Origin of the sequence: Gimesia aquarii, from assembly GCF_007748175.1 — a bacterium.
GTDB classification, from domain to species: Bacteria; Planctomycetota; Planctomycetia; order Planctomycetales; family Planctomycetaceae; genus Gimesia; species Gimesia aquarii_A.
Map to the genome: position 1 here is coordinate 1,160,987 of NZ_CP037422.1, position 21,341 is coordinate 1,182,327.

Below are 21,341 nucleotides of genomic sequence, written 5' to 3' on the forward strand. Positions count from 1 at the left end.
CGAACTGAATTCCCTATCAAAAACAGATTTCAATTAGTAGGAACAATGTCATGGCAGAATCCATTTCTGAGTATTCAAACCATCGGGAAAAACTGTACTCCCAATAAGACGATGACAAACCCGACAATGCCCATGAGCGCCGTCATGGGAGTAACGTATTTTAATGTTTCTCCTTCGGTCATGCCGCTCATTTTCCCGATGACCCAGAATCCGCTGTCATTCATCCAGGAGATCGGCTTGGAACCACAGCCTATCGCCAGTGCCAGATAAACCGGATGAAACCCAAGAGTCGTAGATTCAGCAATACCACCTAAGATACCAACCGTGGTGATCATGGCGACAGTGGACGACCCCTGCGCACTGCGAATGGCGGTTGTAATCAAAAACGCCAAAGTCACCAGCATCAAGGGAGAAACTTGTGGCAGGGATTCGATCAGGTCACTGACCCCCGTTTGTTGCAGCACACCACCAAACGCACCACCGGCAGCCGTGATCAAAATAATCACCCCTCCCGTGGACAACGATGCCTGAATTGAGGTCGAAAGTTCTGACAATGATGACTTTTTCTGACGAATCAGAGTCGCGAGTGCGATCACTGTAGCGATGCCGAGTGCCATATTTTTATTTCCTAATGTCAAGATCAGTGATTGTATCTCGGGGGAGCATACATTTTTGATCGATTCGAATTTCAACATCGTGGAACCAGCAATTAGTATTACGGGAAGCAGAATGGGGGTGAGCGACAACCACAGAGCCGGTAGATCTTCCAGTCGACTTGCGGCCAGTTTGGTCAAATCTTCCTTAGTCACATCGGCAGAATCACGGAAGGGTAAGACACAGCGTTTGTTGATCATTACGGCATACCCCAGGCCAAACAACGCTGCGACACTACCGACGATCATCCCACCGATCATCATTGTAGCAATATCCACACCTAACTGTTCTGCCACAAACAACGGTCCGGGTGTAGGCGGTACCAGCGAATGAGCCATCGTGCCACCGGTTACAATTGCCAGTACATAGAGCAGATAATTCTTGCCAGTTCGAAAACGCATCGCCTTTCCCAATGGTATCAATAGATAAAAAACCGTGTCAAAGAACACTGGTATTGCTAATAAAAATCCACTGGCCATAAACGCGAGCGGAGCCAGTTTTTCTCCGACAAAGTTGACTGACGAACGAACAATACGTTCCGCAGCACCACTTTCCAATAAACACATTCCGATGATGGCAGCCAATGCGATTAAGATTCCAATTTTCGTACACGTGGAACCAAAGCCAGCAGCCACACGCTCGCCTACCGATTGTTTCCCCTGCATAATCGCTGCCTGATAATTAGTAGGCGTAATAGCAAAATCATCCAGTTTAATGAGACGGCTTGCACTACCTTCACGAATTTGTAAGTCGGCAATCGCAATTCGCTTGCCTGTTTCAGTAAATTTCGCAGTAACACGTTTGACTTCAGTTTCCGCAATCGGAATCAGCGGAAATTTCGGTTGGTCACGCCCCATGATGAGCAGCAGCATTCCAGGTTGGATAGAACCCAATTTGGTAATCTCAATTTGGAGCTTCTGATTCTCTTCATCGACCTCAATCAATTTCAGTTTATTTTTTCGCAGTGATGTCTCTTCAATTTGTGAAGCAGGGGTTAAAAATCCCACACAAATCGCCGCGGCTAACAGGGCCAGAAATGCGTGTAAACGAAAAAAGAGCACACCACCAATGACAATGGCCACCCCTGAAAAAATGATAAGTAATACCAAAGTGCTCTGTTCCATTGCCGTACCTGCCTGCGTTTCTGCTTCAGATTATTTTATTTCCCGAAAAAACATCTTTTTTTTCGATACGTCTAGAAATGAAGAGGGTTAAATTCCCATCAGCCAGTCATTTGAGTCAGTCTGACTCCTGGATCGACTAGAGAACAAGCTTCTTACACTTCTAATCAGGTGAAAAGTCATGACGAGTTTTTCCGTAAATCGAACGACACAAATTGTTTGCCTTTTTCTATTTACATTGTCGGTCCCATTATGCCACTCTTCCACTTTTGCAGCAACAAAGAGTGGCTCACAATCGACCAAACAACAAAGAGTTGATGAAATCGCAACGGCACAGCTGGTTGACGAGCTGATTGAAGCAGAACTCAAAAAAACAAATATTCAGCCAGCGAAACTGGCCAATGATGAAGATTTTCTCCGCCGTGTGACCTTCGATTTGGCGGGAAGAAAACCAACTTCTTCTGAAGTGATCCTGTTTGGCCTGGATGCGAGTCCTGATAAACGAAAAACGATTATTAATGATCTACTTAATTCAGAAAGTTATGCCGTTAACTGGGCGCGGTATTGGCGCGATGTCATTTACCTCCGTGCGACAGACATTCGTTCCCGGATCAATCAGTCTGAGTTCGTAGCCTGGATGACAACTCAACTCGACGAAAATAAAAGCTGGGATCAAATTGCTACCGACTTGCTTACGGCTACTGGGGATGTTCGGGAAAATGGGAGTACCGCATTGATCTTCGCCCATCAAGGTGATCCCGCAGAATTGGCTGCTGAAACTTCACGCATCTTTTTGGGAATCCAGATTCAATGTGCGAACTGTCACGATCACCCCACCGACAAATGGAAACGAGACAGTTTCCATGAGCTGGCAGCTTTCTTCCCCCGTGTCCGGGTGCGTCCGGTTCGAGATGCTCAACGCCGCTCCTTCCAAGTTGTTTCGGTGGATCAAGGTAGCCAATATGATCGACGCTTGCAAATGTTCAAAGATCCCTCACCACTATTTAGAGCATTCGATCGTAACCGGGATGGCAAATTGACAGAGGCAGAAGTCAAACGATCTCGTTTAGCCAGAAATTTCGAGCAAATGCTTGATCGTGGAGATTCAAACTCAGATAAAGCACTGACGATCAAAGAAATTAAAAGCATTGCTCTACCACCCAATACACGACGTGCCACACCCGAATATCTGATGCCCGACTTAAATGATCCTACTGCTTCGGGTAAAGTTGTTCATCCTGTGTTATTTGTCGGAACAAAAGCCTCTCCTAAAGGGCTGAAAGATCTGGAACGACGGGAAACACTTTCAAAATATCTCACATCCAAATCGAATCCCTGGTTTTCCCGTGCCATAGTAAATCGTATGTGGGCCGAAATGCTGGGTGAAGGGTTTTATATGCCTATTGATGATATTGGACCGGAACGTAGTGCCGTTTATCCCAAAGTGTTAGAGACTCTGGCTGACGGATTCACGGCGAGCCGATACGACCTGAAATGGCTTTATCGTACGATCGCAAACACGCGTGCCTATCAGAGGCAAATGCAAGCCAAAAAACCAGAGGAAATCCAAGCTCCCTTTGCTGCCCAGTCTCCCACACGATTACGAGGCGATCAAATATTCACAGCGATCACTCAGGTATTCGGCGTGGATGACCTTCAGGCAAACCGTAATCTGAGAGATCGATATAATAGAGGAAATCGCACCGCCCGTAGTCAATTCAGTAATTTATTTACTTTTGATCCTTCAACCGCGCAGGATGAAATCACCGGTGATGTTCCTCAGGCACTGTTTATGATGAACTCCACAACCATCAATGGATTTCTGAGAAGTAACCAGAACACGAAGCTCGCTCAGATAGCCAGAGATTACCCGAAGAATTCAGATGCGATTCATGAACTCTATTTACTGGTACTTTCCAGAGAACCGAGCAAAACCGAAATGAAAGTCTGTCAGGATTATTTTAAATCAACTGATCACCGGAACGAAGCACTCGAAGATCTTATGTGGAGCCTGCTCAATTCCAGTGAATTTATCACGAAACGTTAAGCAACCAGACCGACCGACGGACCGTCCTTTAAAGTTACTTTTGAATCAGTCCCTAACCTCATTTTGAGGAGTTTACAATGAGTCTTTATCACCATCAGCATATTCAAACTCATCGCAAAGGTTTTTCACGTCGTAGTTTTCTGAAAAAATTCTCAATGGGGGCTATAGCTGCGGGAACGCTGAGCTTTCACGACTTAATGAGTGTTTCCGCCGAAGAACTGCGTAAAGAAGGGCGTGCGATGATTCTGCTCTGGATGGCCGGAGGCCCCAGCCAGCTTGAAACGTTTGACCCCAAACCAAAGTCATCAGGTGCAGGAGATAAAAAAGCGATCTCTACTTCTGTTTCAGGAATTGAGATTTCTGAAAATTGGAAGAATACTGCTAAGGTGATGCAGGATATCGCCCTCATCCGTTCGATGACCAACAAAGAAGGGAATCATCAACGTGCCTCCTATCAGATGCATACGGGCTATATTCCGTCAGGCAGTGTGAAGCACCCCAGTCTAGGCTCGAATATCGCACGTGAAATCGGTAACCGAGAACTGGATATCCCCTCGATTGTTTCTGTGGGAACAACCAATGGCGCAGGGTTCCTGGGGGTTGATTATGAACCGTTCAACGTTTCTAACCCGGGAAATACTCCCAATAATGTGGCTGCTACCGTACCGAACCAACGATATCAAAAACGATTAGGATTATTAAACCGTCTGGATTCTGAGTTTGCCGGACGGGGGGGCGAAGTCGTAGTGAAGAACCATAGTAAAATTTATAACAAAGCATCTTCCCTCGTACTGAGTCCTCAAACAAAAGTTTTTGATTTTAGTTCAGAGCCAGAGTCATTGCGTGAACAGTATGGCGATAACACGTTTGGAAAAGGCTGTCTGCTGGCACGTAGACTGGTAGAGGCCGGCTCAACGTTTATCGAAGTCCGTTCAAATGGCTGGGATAACCATGCCAACATCTCGGAAGTGATTACACCGATCTCACAACAAGTAGATACCGGGATGGCGGCGCTCATCTCTGATCTCAAAGATCGTGGTATGCTGGAACGAACTCTTGTAGTATGGATGGGTGAATTTGGTCGAACACCTAAAATCAATGCTCGTGGAGGCAGAGACCATTATCCACGCGTGTTCTCAGCTGCTATGGCCGGAGGCGGTGTGCAGGGGGGACAAGTCATTGGCTCATCAACCGCAAATGGCTCGGCTGTTCAGGATCGGCCGGTGAGTGTCGCCGATCTGTTCTGTTCGATTTGTCAGTCGTTAAAAGTTGATCCCAAGAAAGAAAACATGAGCCCACTGGGACGTCCGATGAAGATCGTCGATGGGGGCAAGGTCGTCACAGAGTTATTCTCCTGATAGCGGAAATAACTCTGCCCAGTGAAACAAGAAAGACAGCCGCTTCATGCTCCGGAAGCGGCTGCTTCACTAAGCGCTTTGGCTTGAGCGGCTGAGGTATCAAGTGACAGGGTAATACTCACTGACCAGTGTCCCTGTTCGTCAGCCACAAATTCCCAACGGGGAATGACAACCGAACTCTGATGCACCAGTTCATATCCCCCCTCTGACTGACTGATCGTTTCAATGGGAAAGGTCCAAATATTAGCAGGCGAGGATAAATCCAACGCAGCATCCAGCCCCAGCCATTCGTCAACCAAGCCAATTCGATCTATTTTTTCCAGGTCCAATTGAGCACCCAACTCTCCCAGTTGCTTACCCAGATGGTTATAGAAATAACGGTCACTCGCCCCGGCGGCCATTCCCGCAAAATTAAATTCCACACCAAAATGGAATGGTACATCGGTGGGTAACTGCTCTAGTTCGTAATGAAATTCCAGGGTACCTGCTGCTCCTTTTGCTAATGATACAGTCTTGGTCATTTCAATCTGGTAAGGACCGACATGCCCCTTACGTATCATACGTACTTCGCAGTAATCATCAGTGCGACGCATCGAGCTTTGAAAAACTCCCTGCACAAAATCCCCCACTTCTCCTCCACCATCGATCGCAGTCTGTATATCGAGGCCAGGTTGATAGAAATGATCAACCAACGATTTGCGAGGGGTCTCATCATATTTCAATTTCTTGTCCAGATCAGGCTGTTTGAAATTGACTGCATTATGAATCTTCCCAAGTTCTTCTCCATTCTGGCTCCCATCCCGTTTCTCCTGTGCCGCTTTACGGATGATTTCATGGTAGGGTTCAGGACGACGATTCAATGTTGCAAGAAGATTCTGTTTTGCCCCCCGTACATCCAATTCATAAAGATGCCCCCCTCTTGCAGGTGCGAGGTAGCTTACGAGACGATTGCTGGCCAGTCGAACTTCCTGACGCGCATCCAGATTGAAATCCGCAGCATCAACAGTAATCCAGTTTGGTTCGGAGCGAGTGATCTTTTCCATTAAAGAATCTGCTGAAATCAAATGCTTATAGATAGCATTTCGGAGATGTGGTAAATACAAGCCTCCAAAGGCTCCATGCCAATATGGGCAATTACATTGTGCCCGATACAATTCCACGCGCGCTTCATTCAGCAAAGGGATATTCTCGGCATCGACTCCTGTTTCTTCCAGGTCTTGCAATCGATCACTGACCTCTAACATTCTGGCATACATTTCATTGAGTTCGGCGTATTTCACACGAAAGTTGCGCCAAAAACCTCCCCGTAGATAAGGCTTCAATCGATCAAAGCCTTCTACAGGAGCAAACTTTTCTTTTAATTCTGCCAGTTCGAGCTGACGTTCCGGTGAAAGTGCCCACTCCGTCATCTCACGATAGCTGGCATCGGGAAGATAACAACTCCCCAAAGGTGAGACCGAGTCGACGGCTTCGGAAAGCGTTGTTACTTTTAACCAGTCACTGTTTTGTTGCAGCAGATCTAGAAATTTTTTCAACCAGCCATCACGATAAACATGGTCATAAGTTCCAGGCCAGGCTCCAAATTTCTCGCCATCGTCACCAAAGACTACAACTGAATTGGGCTGGTGATCGGCAATCTGTTTCAGATAATGGATGGTCTCCACGGGATCTGTAAACGGTATTTGATAACGCAATGTTTCGTTGTCTGGAAAGATCTTTAGTAAACGGCCTTCGTCTTCCGACAGATAATAGCCGTGCATCTCATCAGCACGAACTCCGGCAGCACTAAAATGTGAGTCATCAAGGAGAGTATATTCCATGCCCGCATCGACTAGATCCGAAGCAAATGCCTGCTCCCAGACACGTTCTGGAACCCACATTCCCCTGATGGGAGTTCCAAACAATTTCTTCAGGTAATCAGTATAAGCCAGGATTTGCCCAATTCGGTCACGCCGAGGAATTCCCGCCAGAATGGGCTCATAAAACGGTCCACCTAGAATCTCTACTTGACCAGATTCAGCTAATCCCCGTACTCTGTCGATGTATTCAGGATGCACATCGACCAGCCATTCCATCAAGCTACCTGAAGTATGTAATGAAAAGGGAATATCAGGGTAATTTGATAAAACATCCAGAAATGGCTGATAGCTGTTTTGATAGGATTCTTCGAAAACCCCTTCAAAATTCCCAACTGGTTGATGGTTGTGAATGACTAATACGAGCCGAAGTCGACAGCCCATGGGCCGCATCCTTTCATCCGTGTAAAACACAGAAATATCAATTACGCTATATAATGGAACCGACTACCGAAATCAGGCCGAGTCGAAAGATCTATTCCATCATATTGCAAATACTGATCCCGCAAGATTTGTTACGAATATAACTTATAGTAAATTCAATCTCAGAAATATCATAGAGCACTTTTTAGGAGAATATAATCCAAGTCCCCTTAAAATCGATACTCTCGATCCTGAAATGCAGATGAATTCAGGTCAATTGTTAAAGCAGGTAATTTTTCGCCAGTTCTTTTAACTGGATTGACTCCGAATGTAACACCTAATTCTCTATTTTATCCTCGAAAGAAGTTCGTAATCCGCAATACTTTGTATTGTCGAAATCATTACATCCAATTCAGGATCCGAGCTGTTTTTTGAGATGTTTGATAGCCTGTTCAGGAAAAACTGGATTGATAAACATGTTCGTCGAGAGTTCAAAGCCTGCCAGATGTGCTAATCTTGGGTAAATTCGCAGGCTCCACGCGTAGCCAGATTCTTTAGTAGTATCAAAGGGTGGTGTTTGAATGACATAATTAAAGTCGTGACTTCCCAGAATTTCTTCCAAAGCCAACAGCAGACGTCGGCTGGTCTGGGCCAAATCATCCAGCTCCTGGTCAGTAGAATCGTCAAAATGCGTCCTTAGAGTACGAGGCACAATCCAGGTTTCAAAGGCAAAGCGACTGGCATAGGGACAAACGACATTAAAGTGTGTGGTTGAAGTCACCAGCCCCGAAAATCCTGATGGCATCTCCTGAGAGAATGTACTGAAAAGAGAATTCTCATGTTGCTCCAGATATCGTTGAGCCGTTTCTAGCTCCTGAGATAAAGATTCGGGAACAACCTGACTGGCGACGAGTTGTGAGTGTGCGTGCCCCAACGAAGCCCCACCAAGAATTCCCTGATTTTTGAAGACGATCACATAATTCAATTGAGGGTCGCACCGATGTACGGCTACGCGATTGCGATACGCACGAAAGATCTCCTGAAATTGGGAAAGTCCCAACCGAGTCACTTGAGTTTCAAATTGAGGACATTCGACAATGACTTCATGCACACCGTATGAATTTTGATCTGAAGATGGATCGTTAGAGGGAATGAGTGCTGGATACTTATTCGCCACCACTCTTAAACTCCAGCCGGGCTGATTCGGTTCACTTTGTGAAGTACGCACTGCATAGACTTCGAGAGTTGTCTCCGATTCTTTCCCTTCAGCGAAAGGATCGGTTTCCATTTGCACTTGAATATCTTCATCGAATGGAGCAGTTTTCGCGATAGCAATGGGACGCTTGGCACGTTCCGGCGCAAAGATCGTCGTAAAACCCGTTAATGGATCAGTGCGGATGACAGACATAATGTGTAGTTAACTTAAGTGAGATGGAGAATAGGATTCATTACTTACAAGTCAAGGAGAGGAAGAAACGGATTCCGTTTTGCAGGCGCGAAGGCTGCAGGCGCGCTGATAAACGGAGAGATAATTTTGGGCACTCTGGTTCCAGGACCAGTCTTTCGTCATGCCTGTTTGTATCAGCTGGTTCCAGTTTTGTTTGTCAGAATACATCTCAACGGCACGACGCATCTGCCTATATAACACTGTGGCATCAAAGTGCCAGAATGAAAAACCGTTTGCTGTTCCGTTTTCGAGATTTTCTCCGGATGCATCGATGACCGAATCAGCCAGTCCCCCGACTTCATGCACGAGTGGCACCGTTCCATAAATGAGGCTATACATCTGGTTTAACCCACATGGCTCAAATTGACTGGGCATCAGAAAAATATCCAACCCGGCTTCTATCTGATGGGCCAGTGCTTCATCAAAGCCAATATAGGTCGCCACCTTATCTGGAAATCGTTTTGCCAGATTCGTAAATGCCACTTCGTGTAATGGATCTCCCGTTCCCAGAAAAATCATCTGCACATCAGTAGTTAGTAGATTTTCTGCCGCATCAAGAATCAACGAAAATCCTTTTTGATCAGTCATTCGGGAAATTGTGCCTAGCAAAGGCACATCTGGCCGTTGCGGCAATCCCAATCGCGCTTGCAAAGCTGCTTTACACCGGGGCTTGCCTTCTTCAACAGTTTTCGCACTATAATTTGCTTCGATATTCGGATCGGTTTCCGGGTTCCACTCACTCGGATCCACACCATTCAAAATGCCTACCAAGCGATCTGCATGTGAGTCAAGCACTCCATGTAAACCATAACCGAATCGCTCTGTTCGAATTTCATTTGCATAGGTCGGACTGACTGTGGTAATCATGTCTGAGAAAACAATACCGGTTTTCAGAAGGTTTAGCTGACCGAAGAATTCCATTTGATGGCGATTAAAATATTTCCAGTCAATCCCTGTCAACAACATGTCCCAATGCCAATATTGGCCCTGAAATGCCATATTATGAATGGTATAAATAGAAGCCGTCTTTTCAAAACCGGGACGATCCTGATATTCAATATTCAAAAGCGCGGGTATCAATCCGGTCTGCCAGTCATTGGAATGAATTACATCCGGCTTCAGGTTCAGTTTATCTACGAATTCAAGAACAGAGCGACTGAAGAAAATAAATCGCTCACAATTGTCCTGATAATCGCAACCCCCCTCATGATATAATTCGGGACGATCAAAATAGCGAGGTTGATCTACCAAATAGACCGAGACATTGGAATTGGGAAATTTTGCTTTCAACAAGCTGGCTTCGACATCCTTACTACCTACAGAAATGATGACTTTCTCTGGACAAGTTTCAAAATCGTCTGCGTTGATACCCCGTCTGGCAGTTGATTGAGGATAATAAGGCAAAAACAAGCTGACTTCATGTCCTGCTTCTGCCAATGCTTTTGACAAAGCGGAAGCGACATCGGCCAGTCCGCCCGTCTTTGCAAATGGAATCGCCTCTGAACTTGCTAAAACGATTTTCATAAATCCCCAATCTATTCCGGATTCAAAATCCACTGAAAAGGCTACAATATTCTATACGTTATTATCTGTTGAATGTAAGGGATCTGTAAACACAAGAAGAGACCAAAGCCTGTATGCATTACGCCATTTCAGAAAGATTATTTTAGGTTGATCAAGTAAAACGCGTTTATCATGTGAAGTATTTTGTAGTTCAAATCCCGAGAGATTTATTCAAACTCCAGTTTTACTGAAAGATCAGTTACTGATTTTACCTCTTTGTTCAGTAAAATTAGGAAAGTTCTCTCGCAAAATAACGTATGTGTAATTGCGTATCAATTTCAGATTCGAGATATTATAAGATTTGGCTCCGACAAAGACACATGATTCTCTAATGTTTCTTGCTCAAGGATAAGTTTCACGATCAAAAAATTGATAACTTAACGGCGACTTTACTAATAGCCCATCATGAACACAACACAGAGTCCCAAGTTGCATTATGAATGATCCATCGGTATTTAAGGATGAATCTACTACTGAAGGCTTAACCCCAAATGAGCCTCCACAATCAGGTTCTGCCTCTAAAACTGTGCCGAATTCACAATCCCAAATTCATCATGATGCCTTTTCATGGGAACTACCGGCGGAAGAAATCACTCTGAGAATTCGCTGGTTTGGCCTTTGTGTCGGCTATGTGCTGGTAAATTTAGTCGGAAATAACTCTGCCATTCAAGTTTCTCAGTTAAACTGGATACTGACCTTGGGCGCTGTCTTTGCTTTGGCGGACACCTACTTCAGCTTTCGCGGTCGTGTCTTTCTAGGAGAGTGGCCGATCATCATCTCGGTGATGGAAGCGTTATTTATTGGATTACTCTGCCACTATGATGCGGGCTTGAACAGTCCTTTCCGCTTTTATTATTTCCTCTCCTTGATCGTCTGCTCGATTCGGCATTCTCCATCGATCGCTTACATTACGTTAGCTCTTCATCTTGCTAGCTTCACAACGCTCCTGTTTACCAGTCCCTCGGTTCCCAAGGACTGGCCTACACAATTGATGTTGATGATTGTCTGGATGGGTTGGGTCGCCTGGGCCAGTATTGCATTTTCCAGACTGGTCAAGCGAGCAAGTATGGAGCTTTCTGTTGCCAACGCACAGCTCAAACAAAATCAAGAACTCCTGGAAGAACGAATTGCACGCCGCACCAGTGATCTGCAAGAATCGCAGGCACTTCTTATTCAGCAGGAAAAACATGCTGCCTTTGGCCTATTGGCGGCCGGAATCGCCCATGAAGTTGGTAATCCACTGGCAGGTATCAGCTCTTTAGTCCAACTATGGAATCGTCAGAATAACGATGAATATACCAACAAACGACTTGAAGAAGTGGATGGCCAATTACAAAGAATACAACGTATTCTACGGGAACTGATCGACTTCAGCCGCCCGGCAACCAGCGAACGAAATCGTTGTAATATTAATGAACTCATTACAGAGTCATTAAATATCTCAAAATATTATAAACGCAAAAAAGGGAAAAAGATCATTACCCGTTTTGCTGAGAACTTACCAATCGTCCAAGTGGTTCGAGACCAGCTTGTCCAGGTGATTCTCAATTTAATTTTAAACGCGATGGATGCTACTGAAGAGGGCGAATCGATCGAAATTACCACCGAAGCGAAAGCCGGTCAAATTCTGATCTCAGTCCACGACAATGGTCATGGAATCCGAGACGAAGATAAAGAGAAACTGTTTCAACCTTACTTTACCACAAAAGCAAAAGGCACTGGTCTGGGTTTGTTTGTTTGTAAAAATATTCTTGAACATTCAAACTCAGGTTCAATTGAAATTGATGATACAGTAAAAGATGGTGCGAGATTTATTGTCTCACTCAATTGTGACGAACTCAATGGTCTGGCAGATATCCCTCCCGGTCAGGCGAATGAAATTAAATTTGTAACGACATGAAATATCAATAGGACTTAATTCAACGTGCAACTCAACCGATCCGTACTGATTGTCGAAGACGAAGAAGTAATCCGAAGTTCTCTGTCTGAATACCTTACCAGTGAAGGCTACCAAACCATGCAGGCTTCCACTGTCACTAAAGCTCTGGAACTAGCCCGTAGCCAGGATTTCAATGTCGCGATATGTGATGTTCAATTACCTGACGGTGATGGCATTGAATTACTCAGACGATTACAAAATATCAAACCCAGTATCTTTGTGCTGATCATCACGGCCTATGCCACAGTCGAAAATACGATCTCCGCTTTTAAAGCCGGAGCATTCGATTATTTAGTCAAACCGGTCATTTTTGATGATCTGTCTCATAAACTAAATCGACTCTTTGAATACCAGAAAATCTTTTATGAAAACCAGATCCTGAGACGGGAACTGGCGCGTAGTCCCGGAATTGAAGAAGTCGTCGGCAGTAGTAAAACACTACAAAATTTACAAAACACGATTCGAAAAATTGCGGCTACTAATTCGAATGTAGTTCTCTTTGGGGAATCAGGAACGGGTAAGGAATTATTCGCCCGCTCGATTCACTCAAATGGTCCAAATAGGGAGCAACGTTTCCTGGCGGTCAATTGTGGAATGCGACCGATTGAATTATTGGAATCACAACTATTCGGATCCGCCGCCAGTTCACCGCAGTATCCGCAAGCAGAGCAAACCGGTGTTTTTAAAAATGCGGATGGCGGAACAGTTTATCTGGATGAAATCTCTCAACTTCCCCTGGGAACACAGGGGAAACTGCTACGTGCCATCGAATATGGCGAAATTCTTCCATTGGGTAGTGCGGAACCGGTTAAGGTGGATGTGCGTCTAATCGCATCCACAACACAAGATCTGTCAGAAATGGTCAAACAGGGTGAATTCGAAGAAGATCTCTTCTATCGTCTGGACGGGATGAAAATTCATGTTCCTGCTTTAAGAGAGCGAGTGGATGATATTCCAGAACTAGTAGAATATTTCATTTCCAAACACTCGAGTAAAATGGGAAAGCGGGTCACTGGAGCGACCAGCGAAACAATTCGCACACTCATGTCAGCAGAATGGAAAGGAAATGTTCGTCAACTGGACAATGCAATCGAACGTGCCGTCATGATGTGTGACGACAACATGATCTGCCTGAATGATCTGCCACCGGAATTGCATCAGGATGAACCGCCTTTACCTGATGTTGATGACTTACGTCTGGCACTTAGACATTATGAGCGAATGCATATCACTCGCGTATTGAAAGACAGCACTGATAAACGTGAAGCAGCCAAACGCTTAAAACTCGGACTATCTAGCCTCTACCGTAAGATCGAAGAACTGGAGATTGAGCTTGAGTAGCAGGTCACCTGCTTACCCGGGGACTTCGGTGTGAACGGAAACAGTAGGTTCTGGTGAGTTATTTTGCTGAGGAGCGAGGTAATAATCGTGATACCCTTCACTTCCTCGATAGCGATACTTACCAGATTTTCCGTTATAGATACCATTGGCGAGAATTCCAGTGACGTTGATTCTATTGGTCTGAATGATCTGTTGAACTTTCCGAATCACGCCCCGACGATTCTTATCGACACGAACAACAAGTAACACACCATCTACTGAAGAAGCAACAATAGATGGGTCGCTGACAACAGCCAAAGGTGGGGTGTCAACCAAAACGTAATCAAAGTCATTACGCACTTGCTTTAACAAATGGGTAAAGCGTTTAGACATCAGCATCTCGGATGGATTTTCCGGAAGAGTCCCTGCTGTCATCAAAGACAGATCTTTAATTCTAGTTTCACGGATTGCTGTCTGCGCGTCAATCTCCTCAGATAAAACGTCTCCTAAACCGATTCCATTCACAATTCCAAATAAACTATGAATTGTGGGTCGCCGTAAATCAGCATCAACGATTAAGACCTTGCGACCTGTCTGAGCAATCGCCAATGCCAAATTGGAAATAGAAGTGGTTTTCCCATCACCCGGTTGTGCACTCGTCATTTGCAATACTTTGGCACCACTCTGGTCTGTTTTCAGCAGCAAAGAAGTCCGCAATGAGCGAAATGATTCTGCTTCCTTCGATGATGGTCGATAGTAATACCATAAGGCACGATCAAATTCACATTCACTGTCATCAATGCTAACACTTTCATCAAACGTCGGCACTTCACCTAAGACAGGTAAATGTAACTGATTCCTGATTTCATCAACAGATTTTAATGTCGTATCCTGTTTTTCTCTGAAAAACGAAATCGCCAGGACCAATCCCAATCCCACCGCACCTCCGGCGAGTAGAAATTTCAACTGACGTTTAATCACTAATACATCTTTAACAGGAGAAAGCTGAGTTAATGTATAACCACTGTTCCCTTGGGAAACTTTTTCGACTAACAACTGTTTAAAAATATTGTCACGTTGTGATTTCAGTTGTGCAATTTCTTCATTGTAAGCCTGATCTACTACTTGATAGTTTCCGATTTTCTTCGCGAGTTCTGTTTCTTCATCAAATAGCTTCGTCAATTCCTGTTCTCGATTGTGAAGTTCTTTTAATTGCTGCTCCATCGACTTAAGATAGATATTAACAAAATCAGCCTCTTTCACATTTGATAGTTTGAAATCCCCAGAGTTGAGATTATCAGCTGAAATTTCAATCCCCTGCTTTCGATAGAGATTCACGATCGTTTTAATGCTTCGGTTTACTGCATCGAGGTCGGGATGATTTTCACCGAAATCTCTTTCCAGACGATTCTTTTGAATCAACAACGGCATTAAATGTGTCTCGAGTGCAGTACGCGCACGCTCAAGATTTGAAGTACCTGGCGCGGAAATACTGGCTCCTGCAGAACTTGTACTACCAGGTTGCCCTCCGCGGGTTTGCCCCATTAGAAACTGTTGAGCAAGCAACTCAAGAGTTTCTTTTGATTCACCACTGGCAATGGCCGCTTTTAGAGAACTGATTTTGGATTTTAATTCTGTTAGTTTTAATAAATTGAGTCGACGTTCATTATCGATGGCTTTAACACGCTCCTGATGCACGTTGGTACTACCAGCCACCGCTGCGTCTGATCCAGGGGTATTTTCCCAATACAAGGGAGCATCTTCTCGAAATTCACGGTACTCTTTTTTCTTTCGTTCAAGATCGGTAAGTATTTGCTTATTTGCCTGATCGAGTTGCTCTCTAATTTCATTCGTATTTACCTGTCGGACTTCATGCAAATAACGTTGATAGGCGTCAACAATTGCCTGAGTCACTATTTTCGCATCTTGAGACCGCGGATTTTCGTATAAGATATTCAAAATATTCAGATAGGCCCGGTCGTTCCCTGAAATGCGTTTTACTTTCAAAGAACCAAGGATCTCTTCAGTTGGATCAGTCTCACCAGCTAACGATGGTAAGTTATAAAGTTTTGCTTCCTTAACAGCTTCACCTACAATCCGCGGACTTTTGATGACATCAATATGAGCCGTTAATTCACCGAAAGTTTGAATTTCCCCTTCTTTGATCGGCACAGGATTCTTTTGCGAAACCTGAACCTTAGTGCTGGCAGAATAAATGGGGCCTAATTTCATATAAGCGGCCTGCCCCAAAATGAGGCCCACAGCCAACCCTGAAATGAGTAGAAACTTATTGCGAAACAGTAACCGCACAATATCAACGCCTGGTCCGGAAGTATTACTTGGTGTGTTACCTTCCATTCCATCGAATTCGAAATCAGAATGATTTTCCAGTGGTTGAAATTCTGTATTCACGACAGCGGGTCCTGATCTATAAGCTGCTGAGTCTGTTGAGCAAAAACAATTACGACTCTCTGTGAGAGTGTTTCATGTGTTTATCAATTATTTAACAACCACCCAGGCAAGTCTTTGACTCTGATTTAATATATTGTTCGTACCAGGTGATTGTTCTTCGTAAGCCTTCCTTGATATCAACAACAGGCTCATATCCCAGATCCCGCTGAGCAGCTGAAATATCAGCCCATGAATGCAAAACGTCCCCGGTTCGCCGGGGTTGAAAATCGGGATCGTACGGTTTCTCCAACAGTTCACAAATGAACTTCAAAAGATCGATTAAATTCAAAGAGCTACCACAGGCAACGTTATAAACATTCCCTGAAACTTTATCAGCATCTGCCTGTGACGCCAGAATATTGGCCTGAACGACGTTGTCGATATATGTAAAATCACGGGATTGTGTTCCATCGCCAAATATTACTGGTTGGCGACCTTCCAGTAACGCAGAAGCGAATAAGGGAATCACGGCGGAATAGGGGCTGTTAGGATCCTGTCGCGGTCCAAATACATTGAAGTATCGAATACGAACCGTTTCTAGATCATAGGAATTCGCAAAAGCCTGACAGTACAATTCTCCCGCCAGCTTCGCTGCCGCATACGGAGAGAGCACTTCCGGTGCCTGGCCTTCATGCTTTGGCATTTCTTGCTGATTCCCATAGGCACTACTGGAACCTGCATACACAACGCGTTGGACATCTGAACGACGTGCTGCATCTAAAACATGAATCGTCCCTGTCACACAAGCCTCATGAGTATCAAGAGGATGTTCAACACTTCGCGGTACGGAAGCCAGTGCCGCCTGATGAAAGACGACATTGATTCCTTTCGTAGCTTGCTCAACTGCCTTGAGATCTCGCAAGTCGCCTTGAATGAATTCCACTTGGTCCTGGATATGCTCCAGATTCTTTAAAGCACCAGTGCTCAGATTATCGAAAACACGTACACTATGGCCTTCATTGACCAGACGAGTTGCCAGATGAGAACCAATAAACCCTGCGCCGCCGGTTACTAAATAATTTGTCACGTTTAAACCTCTGCATTGGTATGAATTCACAAGACTCACGAGAGCAGTCAACAATCACTTCTGCTTGTCGACCGGAGTCACCGGTATCAATACCTTCAATGTAGCATTCAATTCACAAGGAATAAGTTACGAATTCCGAGTATTCCTCTTAGAAATTATCGAACATTCAGCACCGATGACCTTATTCCGTATTATAAGCAGGAATTTCCCGCACAACCAAAATAATGATCAATCTGAGTGCGGGAATTTCATTCAAGTCACATGAATGCGTAGAGAGATAACGTGGAAATTCAATTTAATCGATACATAAATCAAGCGTTGTAACGATCATCGACATTTTGATGATTGTGCCTGTTCTCGGACGTTTTCTCAAAAACCAAATACGAAATCTTATTTCGAGTCAGGCCCATAAGGCGAAAAACGCGCAATCATAATTCCGGCAGCAACCGAAGCATTTAAAGAATCGACAATTCCAGTTGGCGTAAGACGACAAATCACATCGCACTGGTCTCGTGTTAAACGTCGCAAACCCTTCTCTTCGTTGCCGATCACCACCATCCAGGGACGATCCCGTTGAAATGCCGACACATCATCTTTCGCATGCTCGGACGTTCCCATAATCCAGATACCGGTCTTTTTTGCTTCAGTAATCGCTCGACTCAAATTTGTTTCCACAGCAAAGGGAACTGCCTCCATGCCACCGGAAGCAACATCGTAGACCGTGGCATTTAAGGGTGCGGAACGATCTTTGGTGAGAACAATCCCTCTGACACCAAAAAAAGCAGCGGTGCGAAATATGGCACCAATATTATGTGGGTCTTGAATACAATCTAAAGCTAACCACAGACCGCTCTGTCCGTCCTCTTCTTCTGCCGCACAAATCGTCTTTAATGACGCAGGAATACGCGGCTTAACCAGAGCCAATGAACCGGTAGTTCGACACCCCTGATCTTCGGACCGTTTTCTCTTCATTTTCTGCGGAGCAGATTTTTTGATGACTACCGGAATTCTGTGACCGCGTGCTTCATCTGCAACATCGCTCCAGTTCCCTTGAGTTGAGCCAGCAGAGAGACGAATCTCTGTGACATCGATGGGGCGAGTCTGCAATGCAGCCAGCACGCTATGGGGATTTTTTAACTCCAAAGTCACAGAACAATAATCCTGAATCAACTGCAAATACTAGGAACCAAATAGAAAATCAGCTGGCCGAATGGAAAGATTAGATATTCCCCTCGATACATTCAAGGACTTTGCGTCTCAGAATGTTTGTTATCTGCAAGTTTCTCTTTTGAGTACTCAGCCAAATCAGAAGTTTTGATCCGATTGATCCCAACAGAGGTATCACTTAAATCAGAAAGTAGCTGGTCATCGGGAACAATTATCCTCACTGGCAGTTTGACTGTGAACTTACTTCCTCGACCAAACTCGCTTTCGAGAAAGACTTCACCATCCAGTAACTTTGAAAGTTCGCGAATAATAGAAAGTCCTAGACCAGTTCCCTCAAATGAGCGAGTCAATGCATCTTTTGATTCTGAAGAAGACCTACCCTGTCGGAATTTTTCGAAAATATTTTCCTGTTCATCTAGCGGGATTCCAATTCCTGTATCTTCAACAACAAGATCCAACATTTGAGGATCATCTGCGCAAAGCGTTGCAGAGATATGAACTCGTCCTCCTTCTGGAGTGAACTTGATGGCGTTAGAAAGTAAGTTATTTAGAATTTGCTGAATCTTGATGGAATCCTGAAAGAGAATTGGAATCTTGGGGTCGATTTCTGAAGTCATTTCAATATTCTTTTTGTCAGCTAACGGTTGCATCGTGCCGACACGTCGTTCAATTAGATCTGCAATGGCGATTTCCGAAAGTTGCAATTCCATTTTGCCACTTTCAATCTTGGCAAGATCGAGAACATCATTAATGAGTGCCAGCAGATTCTTTCCAGACATCTGAATATTGCCGACATATCGTTTTTGCTTGTCTTCTAAATCTTTGGAATTCGCGAGCAGATCACTGAATCCAAGAATACTGTTTAATGGAGTTCGCAACTCATGACTCATCGTTGCTAGAAATTCATCTTTCAATTTATTCATTTCATAAAGCCGCAAGTTGACCTGAGCTAACTCATCAACCTTCGTATCTAAATCGGTGTTAACTGTTCTCAATTCTTCCTGAACGGTCACCAGATGCCGCAACATGCGGTTAAACGCATAACTCAACTCTTCAAATTCATCGCCCGTACGGATATCGGCTCGTAAGTCGAGATTTCCATGTGCGATTTCATCACTGACATCTTTCAAATGCAGAACGGGTTTCACAATGACATATCGTACGATGGCATAAGCAGCCAGCATGGCAAGAAACGCAGTAATTAATGCAGAACCTAAATTGATTGCTTTATTCCAGGCCAATGCCTGTTCCATTTTTTGTAAGGGGAAGCGAATATTCACAATACCAATCAATCCCCCTTCCTCTAAATCGGGATCATCTCGTAGACGATGGCAGGCAACACAGGACTCAGTTGCATGAATTGCTCCATAGTATTGAAATTTTCCTTCACCCTCATCCCGATAAAATACTTCTGACTCTCCTTCTTCAATCCGTTCCAGAGCTGCATAACCATCGCTGTCGATTGGACGCTCAGTAGAATCGGTATTGGAAGGATTGGCTTTGAAAACAGCCCAACTATAGTCCCCCAGGTCCTGAGGTTTCACCGACTGAGCCATTTTTTCGATCAACAGAACATATTGATCGTTCGTTTCTGACCACTTCCAGTGTTTTTCCAGAATGATCGGCGCAACTAACAACCGAGCTGATGTGACATTCTGGTCATCAAGAACTTGATTGTTTAACCAGGTGTTCAATGAAAAACTGGCTGTAATCAATACCATCAAACCGCCACCAAACAGAAAGCGACACTTTCGTTCGAGATTGGTTTCCCCCAGCAGTTTTTTGAAGGCACGGTAAGACATAGAGTTCCATCAATCGATGAGAATGAGATTAAGGACTTAAACGTGATATTAAGCCAAAACAGTCTCTGTAGAAAAGTAAGATTTTAGAAATCTAGCTGTAATTAACTGAAAATAGTCACTTTTCCCAAATATCCTTCTCTCCATCTTATTCCTTCATACCTCTTTACGTACAGATTGGTACAATCTTTTATTCTTTGAATGCCTGACAACACGGACAATAAAACGTAGAACGTTGTGCCTGTACGATGCGAACAATCTGTGCTCCCTTACATGATTTACAAGCATTTCCTTCCTGCTTATAAACTCGATGATGATTTTGATATCCACCTGATTGATTGAGTGCATTTCGATAAGTACCATCTCCCAGGGTTGAGCCTTCATAGCGTATTGCGGTTTTTAGAATTCGTTTCATTGCATTGTGCATCTTCTGAACTTCTGAGATGCTTAAATGGTTCGCTTGTCGCTCCGGATGGATCTGACTTAAGTGAAGGATTTCACTGGCATAAAGGTTACCTATACCTGCAATCATTTTTTGGTCCAACAACGCGACCTTGATTGCACGGCTAGTCTTCAAACAACGCGCCTTCAGATCTGTTAGAGAAATCACAAGGGCATCAGGACCTAACTTGTTTGCTCCTAATTCAGTTAACAACTCTGCTTTCCTGTAAAGTCGGACCGTTCCCAAGCCACGACGGTCCCAAAACCAAAGCGATGTTTTGGATCTCCTTTTTCGTAAAATCCACTCCAATCTTAAGTGACCTGAATCTGGTGGATCTGATAGCAACATTAGTCCAGTCATACGAGGCTCAATGACAAATGAATCTTCACTCTCAAGGTCCAGCACCACACGTTTGGCCAACCGTCGAACAGAGACAATTGTCTGGTCGATGACACGAGATCGAATTGATTTCAATCCAGGCTCCAACGAAATAGGTTTGCAAGAACAAGGGCATTTTCGAAAGTCGCTAATGACTTGACCTTCCACCACTTCACGAATCCCCCGAACCATAGTCTCAACTTCCGGTAGCTCTGGCACAGATTTTCCTTGTATATCAATTATATTTGTTTTAAGGTGTAATTGGCTTTAAACGTAGTGTTTCTATTCTACTACCTGTACCTGTTCTTTGGATGTCAGAGACAAGCTGAATTGGGAAGACCAAGAAATTTAAGATTACGCTTGACGTTGGGGCAAAGTTGGACGATCCTAGACCATAAAGCCCATATAT

13 protein-coding genes are annotated in these 21,341 nt (G+C 44.4%); 4 read left to right on the plus strand and 9 right to left on the minus strand.

Annotated elements, in window-relative coordinates:
• Positions 1-74: 74 nt before the first annotated feature.
• Positions 75-1,778: a GntP family permease gene (locus V202x_RS04750; RefSeq protein WP_145171694.1), complete on the minus strand. Its 1,704-nt coding sequence runs from the start codon at positions 1,776-1,778 to the stop codon at positions 75-77.
• 178 nt (positions 1,779-1,956) lie between these two features.
• Between V202x_RS04750 and V202x_RS04755 the strand changes: the two genes are divergently transcribed.
• Both V202x_RS04755 and V202x_RS04760 read left to right on the plus strand, forming a co-directional pair.
• Positions 1,957-3,822: a DUF1549 domain-containing protein gene (locus V202x_RS04755; protein ID WP_145171696.1), complete on the plus strand. Its 1,866-nt coding sequence runs from the start codon at positions 1,957-1,959 to the stop codon at positions 3,820-3,822.
• A 77-nt stretch (positions 3,823-3,899) separates the two neighbouring features.
• Positions 3,900-5,180 (plus strand): DUF1501 domain-containing protein, encoded by a 1,281-nt coding sequence (locus V202x_RS04760; RefSeq protein WP_145171698.1) that lies wholly within the window; start codon positions 3,900-3,902, stop codon positions 5,178-5,180.
• Between the two features lie 44 nt (positions 5,181-5,224).
• Here the strand turns inward: V202x_RS04760 and V202x_RS04765 are convergent, their stop codons facing one another.
• From V202x_RS04765 to glgA, 3 genes are all read right to left on the minus strand, one after another.
• The gene (locus V202x_RS04765) at positions 5,225-7,420 is read right to left on the minus strand and encodes an alpha-amylase/4-alpha-glucanotransferase domain-containing protein (protein WP_145171700.1); all 2,196 of its coding nucleotides are present in this window, start codon (positions 7,418-7,420) and stop codon (positions 5,225-5,227) included.
• Positions 7,421-7,811: 391 nt separating this feature from the next.
• On the minus strand, positions 7,812-8,807 hold the full coding sequence (locus V202x_RS04770) for a DUF4921 family protein (protein ID WP_145171702.1): 996 nt from the start codon (positions 8,805-8,807) through the stop codon (positions 7,812-7,814).
• A 51-nt stretch (positions 8,808-8,858) separates the two neighbouring features.
• Positions 8,859-10,370: a glycogen synthase GlgA gene (glgA, locus tag V202x_RS04775; RefSeq protein ID WP_145171704.1), complete on the minus strand. Its 1,512-nt coding sequence runs from the start codon at positions 10,368-10,370 to the stop codon at positions 8,859-8,861.
• Between the two features lie 475 nt (positions 10,371-10,845).
• On the opposite strand from glgA, the gene V202x_RS04780 reads away from it, so the two are divergent.
• A complete protein-coding gene (locus tag V202x_RS04780) occupies positions 10,846-12,309 on the plus strand; it encodes a sensor histidine kinase (RefSeq protein WP_145171705.1) in 1,464 nt (487 codons plus the stop codon).
• Positions 12,310-12,333: 24 nt separating this feature from the next.
• On the plus strand, positions 12,334-13,689 hold the full coding sequence (locus tag V202x_RS04785; protein WP_145171707.1) for a sigma-54-dependent transcriptional regulator: 1,356 nt from the start codon (positions 12,334-12,336) through the stop codon (positions 13,687-13,689).
• 12 nt (positions 13,690-13,701) lie between these two features.
• Here V202x_RS04785 and V202x_RS04790 read toward each other — a convergent pair whose 3' ends face one another.
• The 5 genes from V202x_RS04790 to mutM all read right to left on the minus strand — a co-directional run bounded on the left by V202x_RS04790 (position 13,702) and on the right by mutM (position 21,151).
• A complete protein-coding gene (locus tag V202x_RS04790; protein ID WP_145171710.1) occupies positions 13,702-16,080 on the minus strand; it encodes a polysaccharide biosynthesis tyrosine autokinase in 2,379 nt (792 codons plus the stop codon).
• A gap of 91 nt (positions 16,081-16,171) precedes the next feature.
• Positions 16,172-17,146 carry an SDR family oxidoreductase gene (locus tag V202x_RS04795; RefSeq protein WP_145171712.1) on the minus strand — a complete coding sequence of 325 codons (975 nt, stop codon included), beginning with the start codon at positions 17,144-17,146 and terminating at the stop codon, positions 16,172-16,174.
• A 390-nt stretch (positions 17,147-17,536) separates the two neighbouring features.
• Positions 17,537-18,295, minus strand: a complete 759-nt coding sequence (gene rlmB, locus V202x_RS04800) for a 23S rRNA (guanosine(2251)-2'-O)-methyltransferase RlmB (RefSeq protein ID WP_145171714.1) — start codon at positions 18,293-18,295, stop codon at positions 17,537-17,539.
• Between the two features lie 92 nt (positions 18,296-18,387).
• Positions 18,388-20,115, minus strand: coding sequence for an ATP-binding protein (locus V202x_RS04805; protein ID WP_145171716.1), 1,728 nt, complete (start codon positions 20,113-20,115; stop codon positions 18,388-18,390).
• A 187-nt stretch (positions 20,116-20,302) separates the two neighbouring features.
• Positions 20,303-21,151, minus strand: coding sequence for a bifunctional DNA-formamidopyrimidine glycosylase/DNA-(apurinic or apyrimidinic site) lyase (mutM, locus tag V202x_RS04810; RefSeq protein WP_145171718.1), 849 nt, complete (start codon positions 21,149-21,151; stop codon positions 20,303-20,305).
• Between the last annotated feature and the right edge of the window lie 190 nt (positions 21,152-21,341).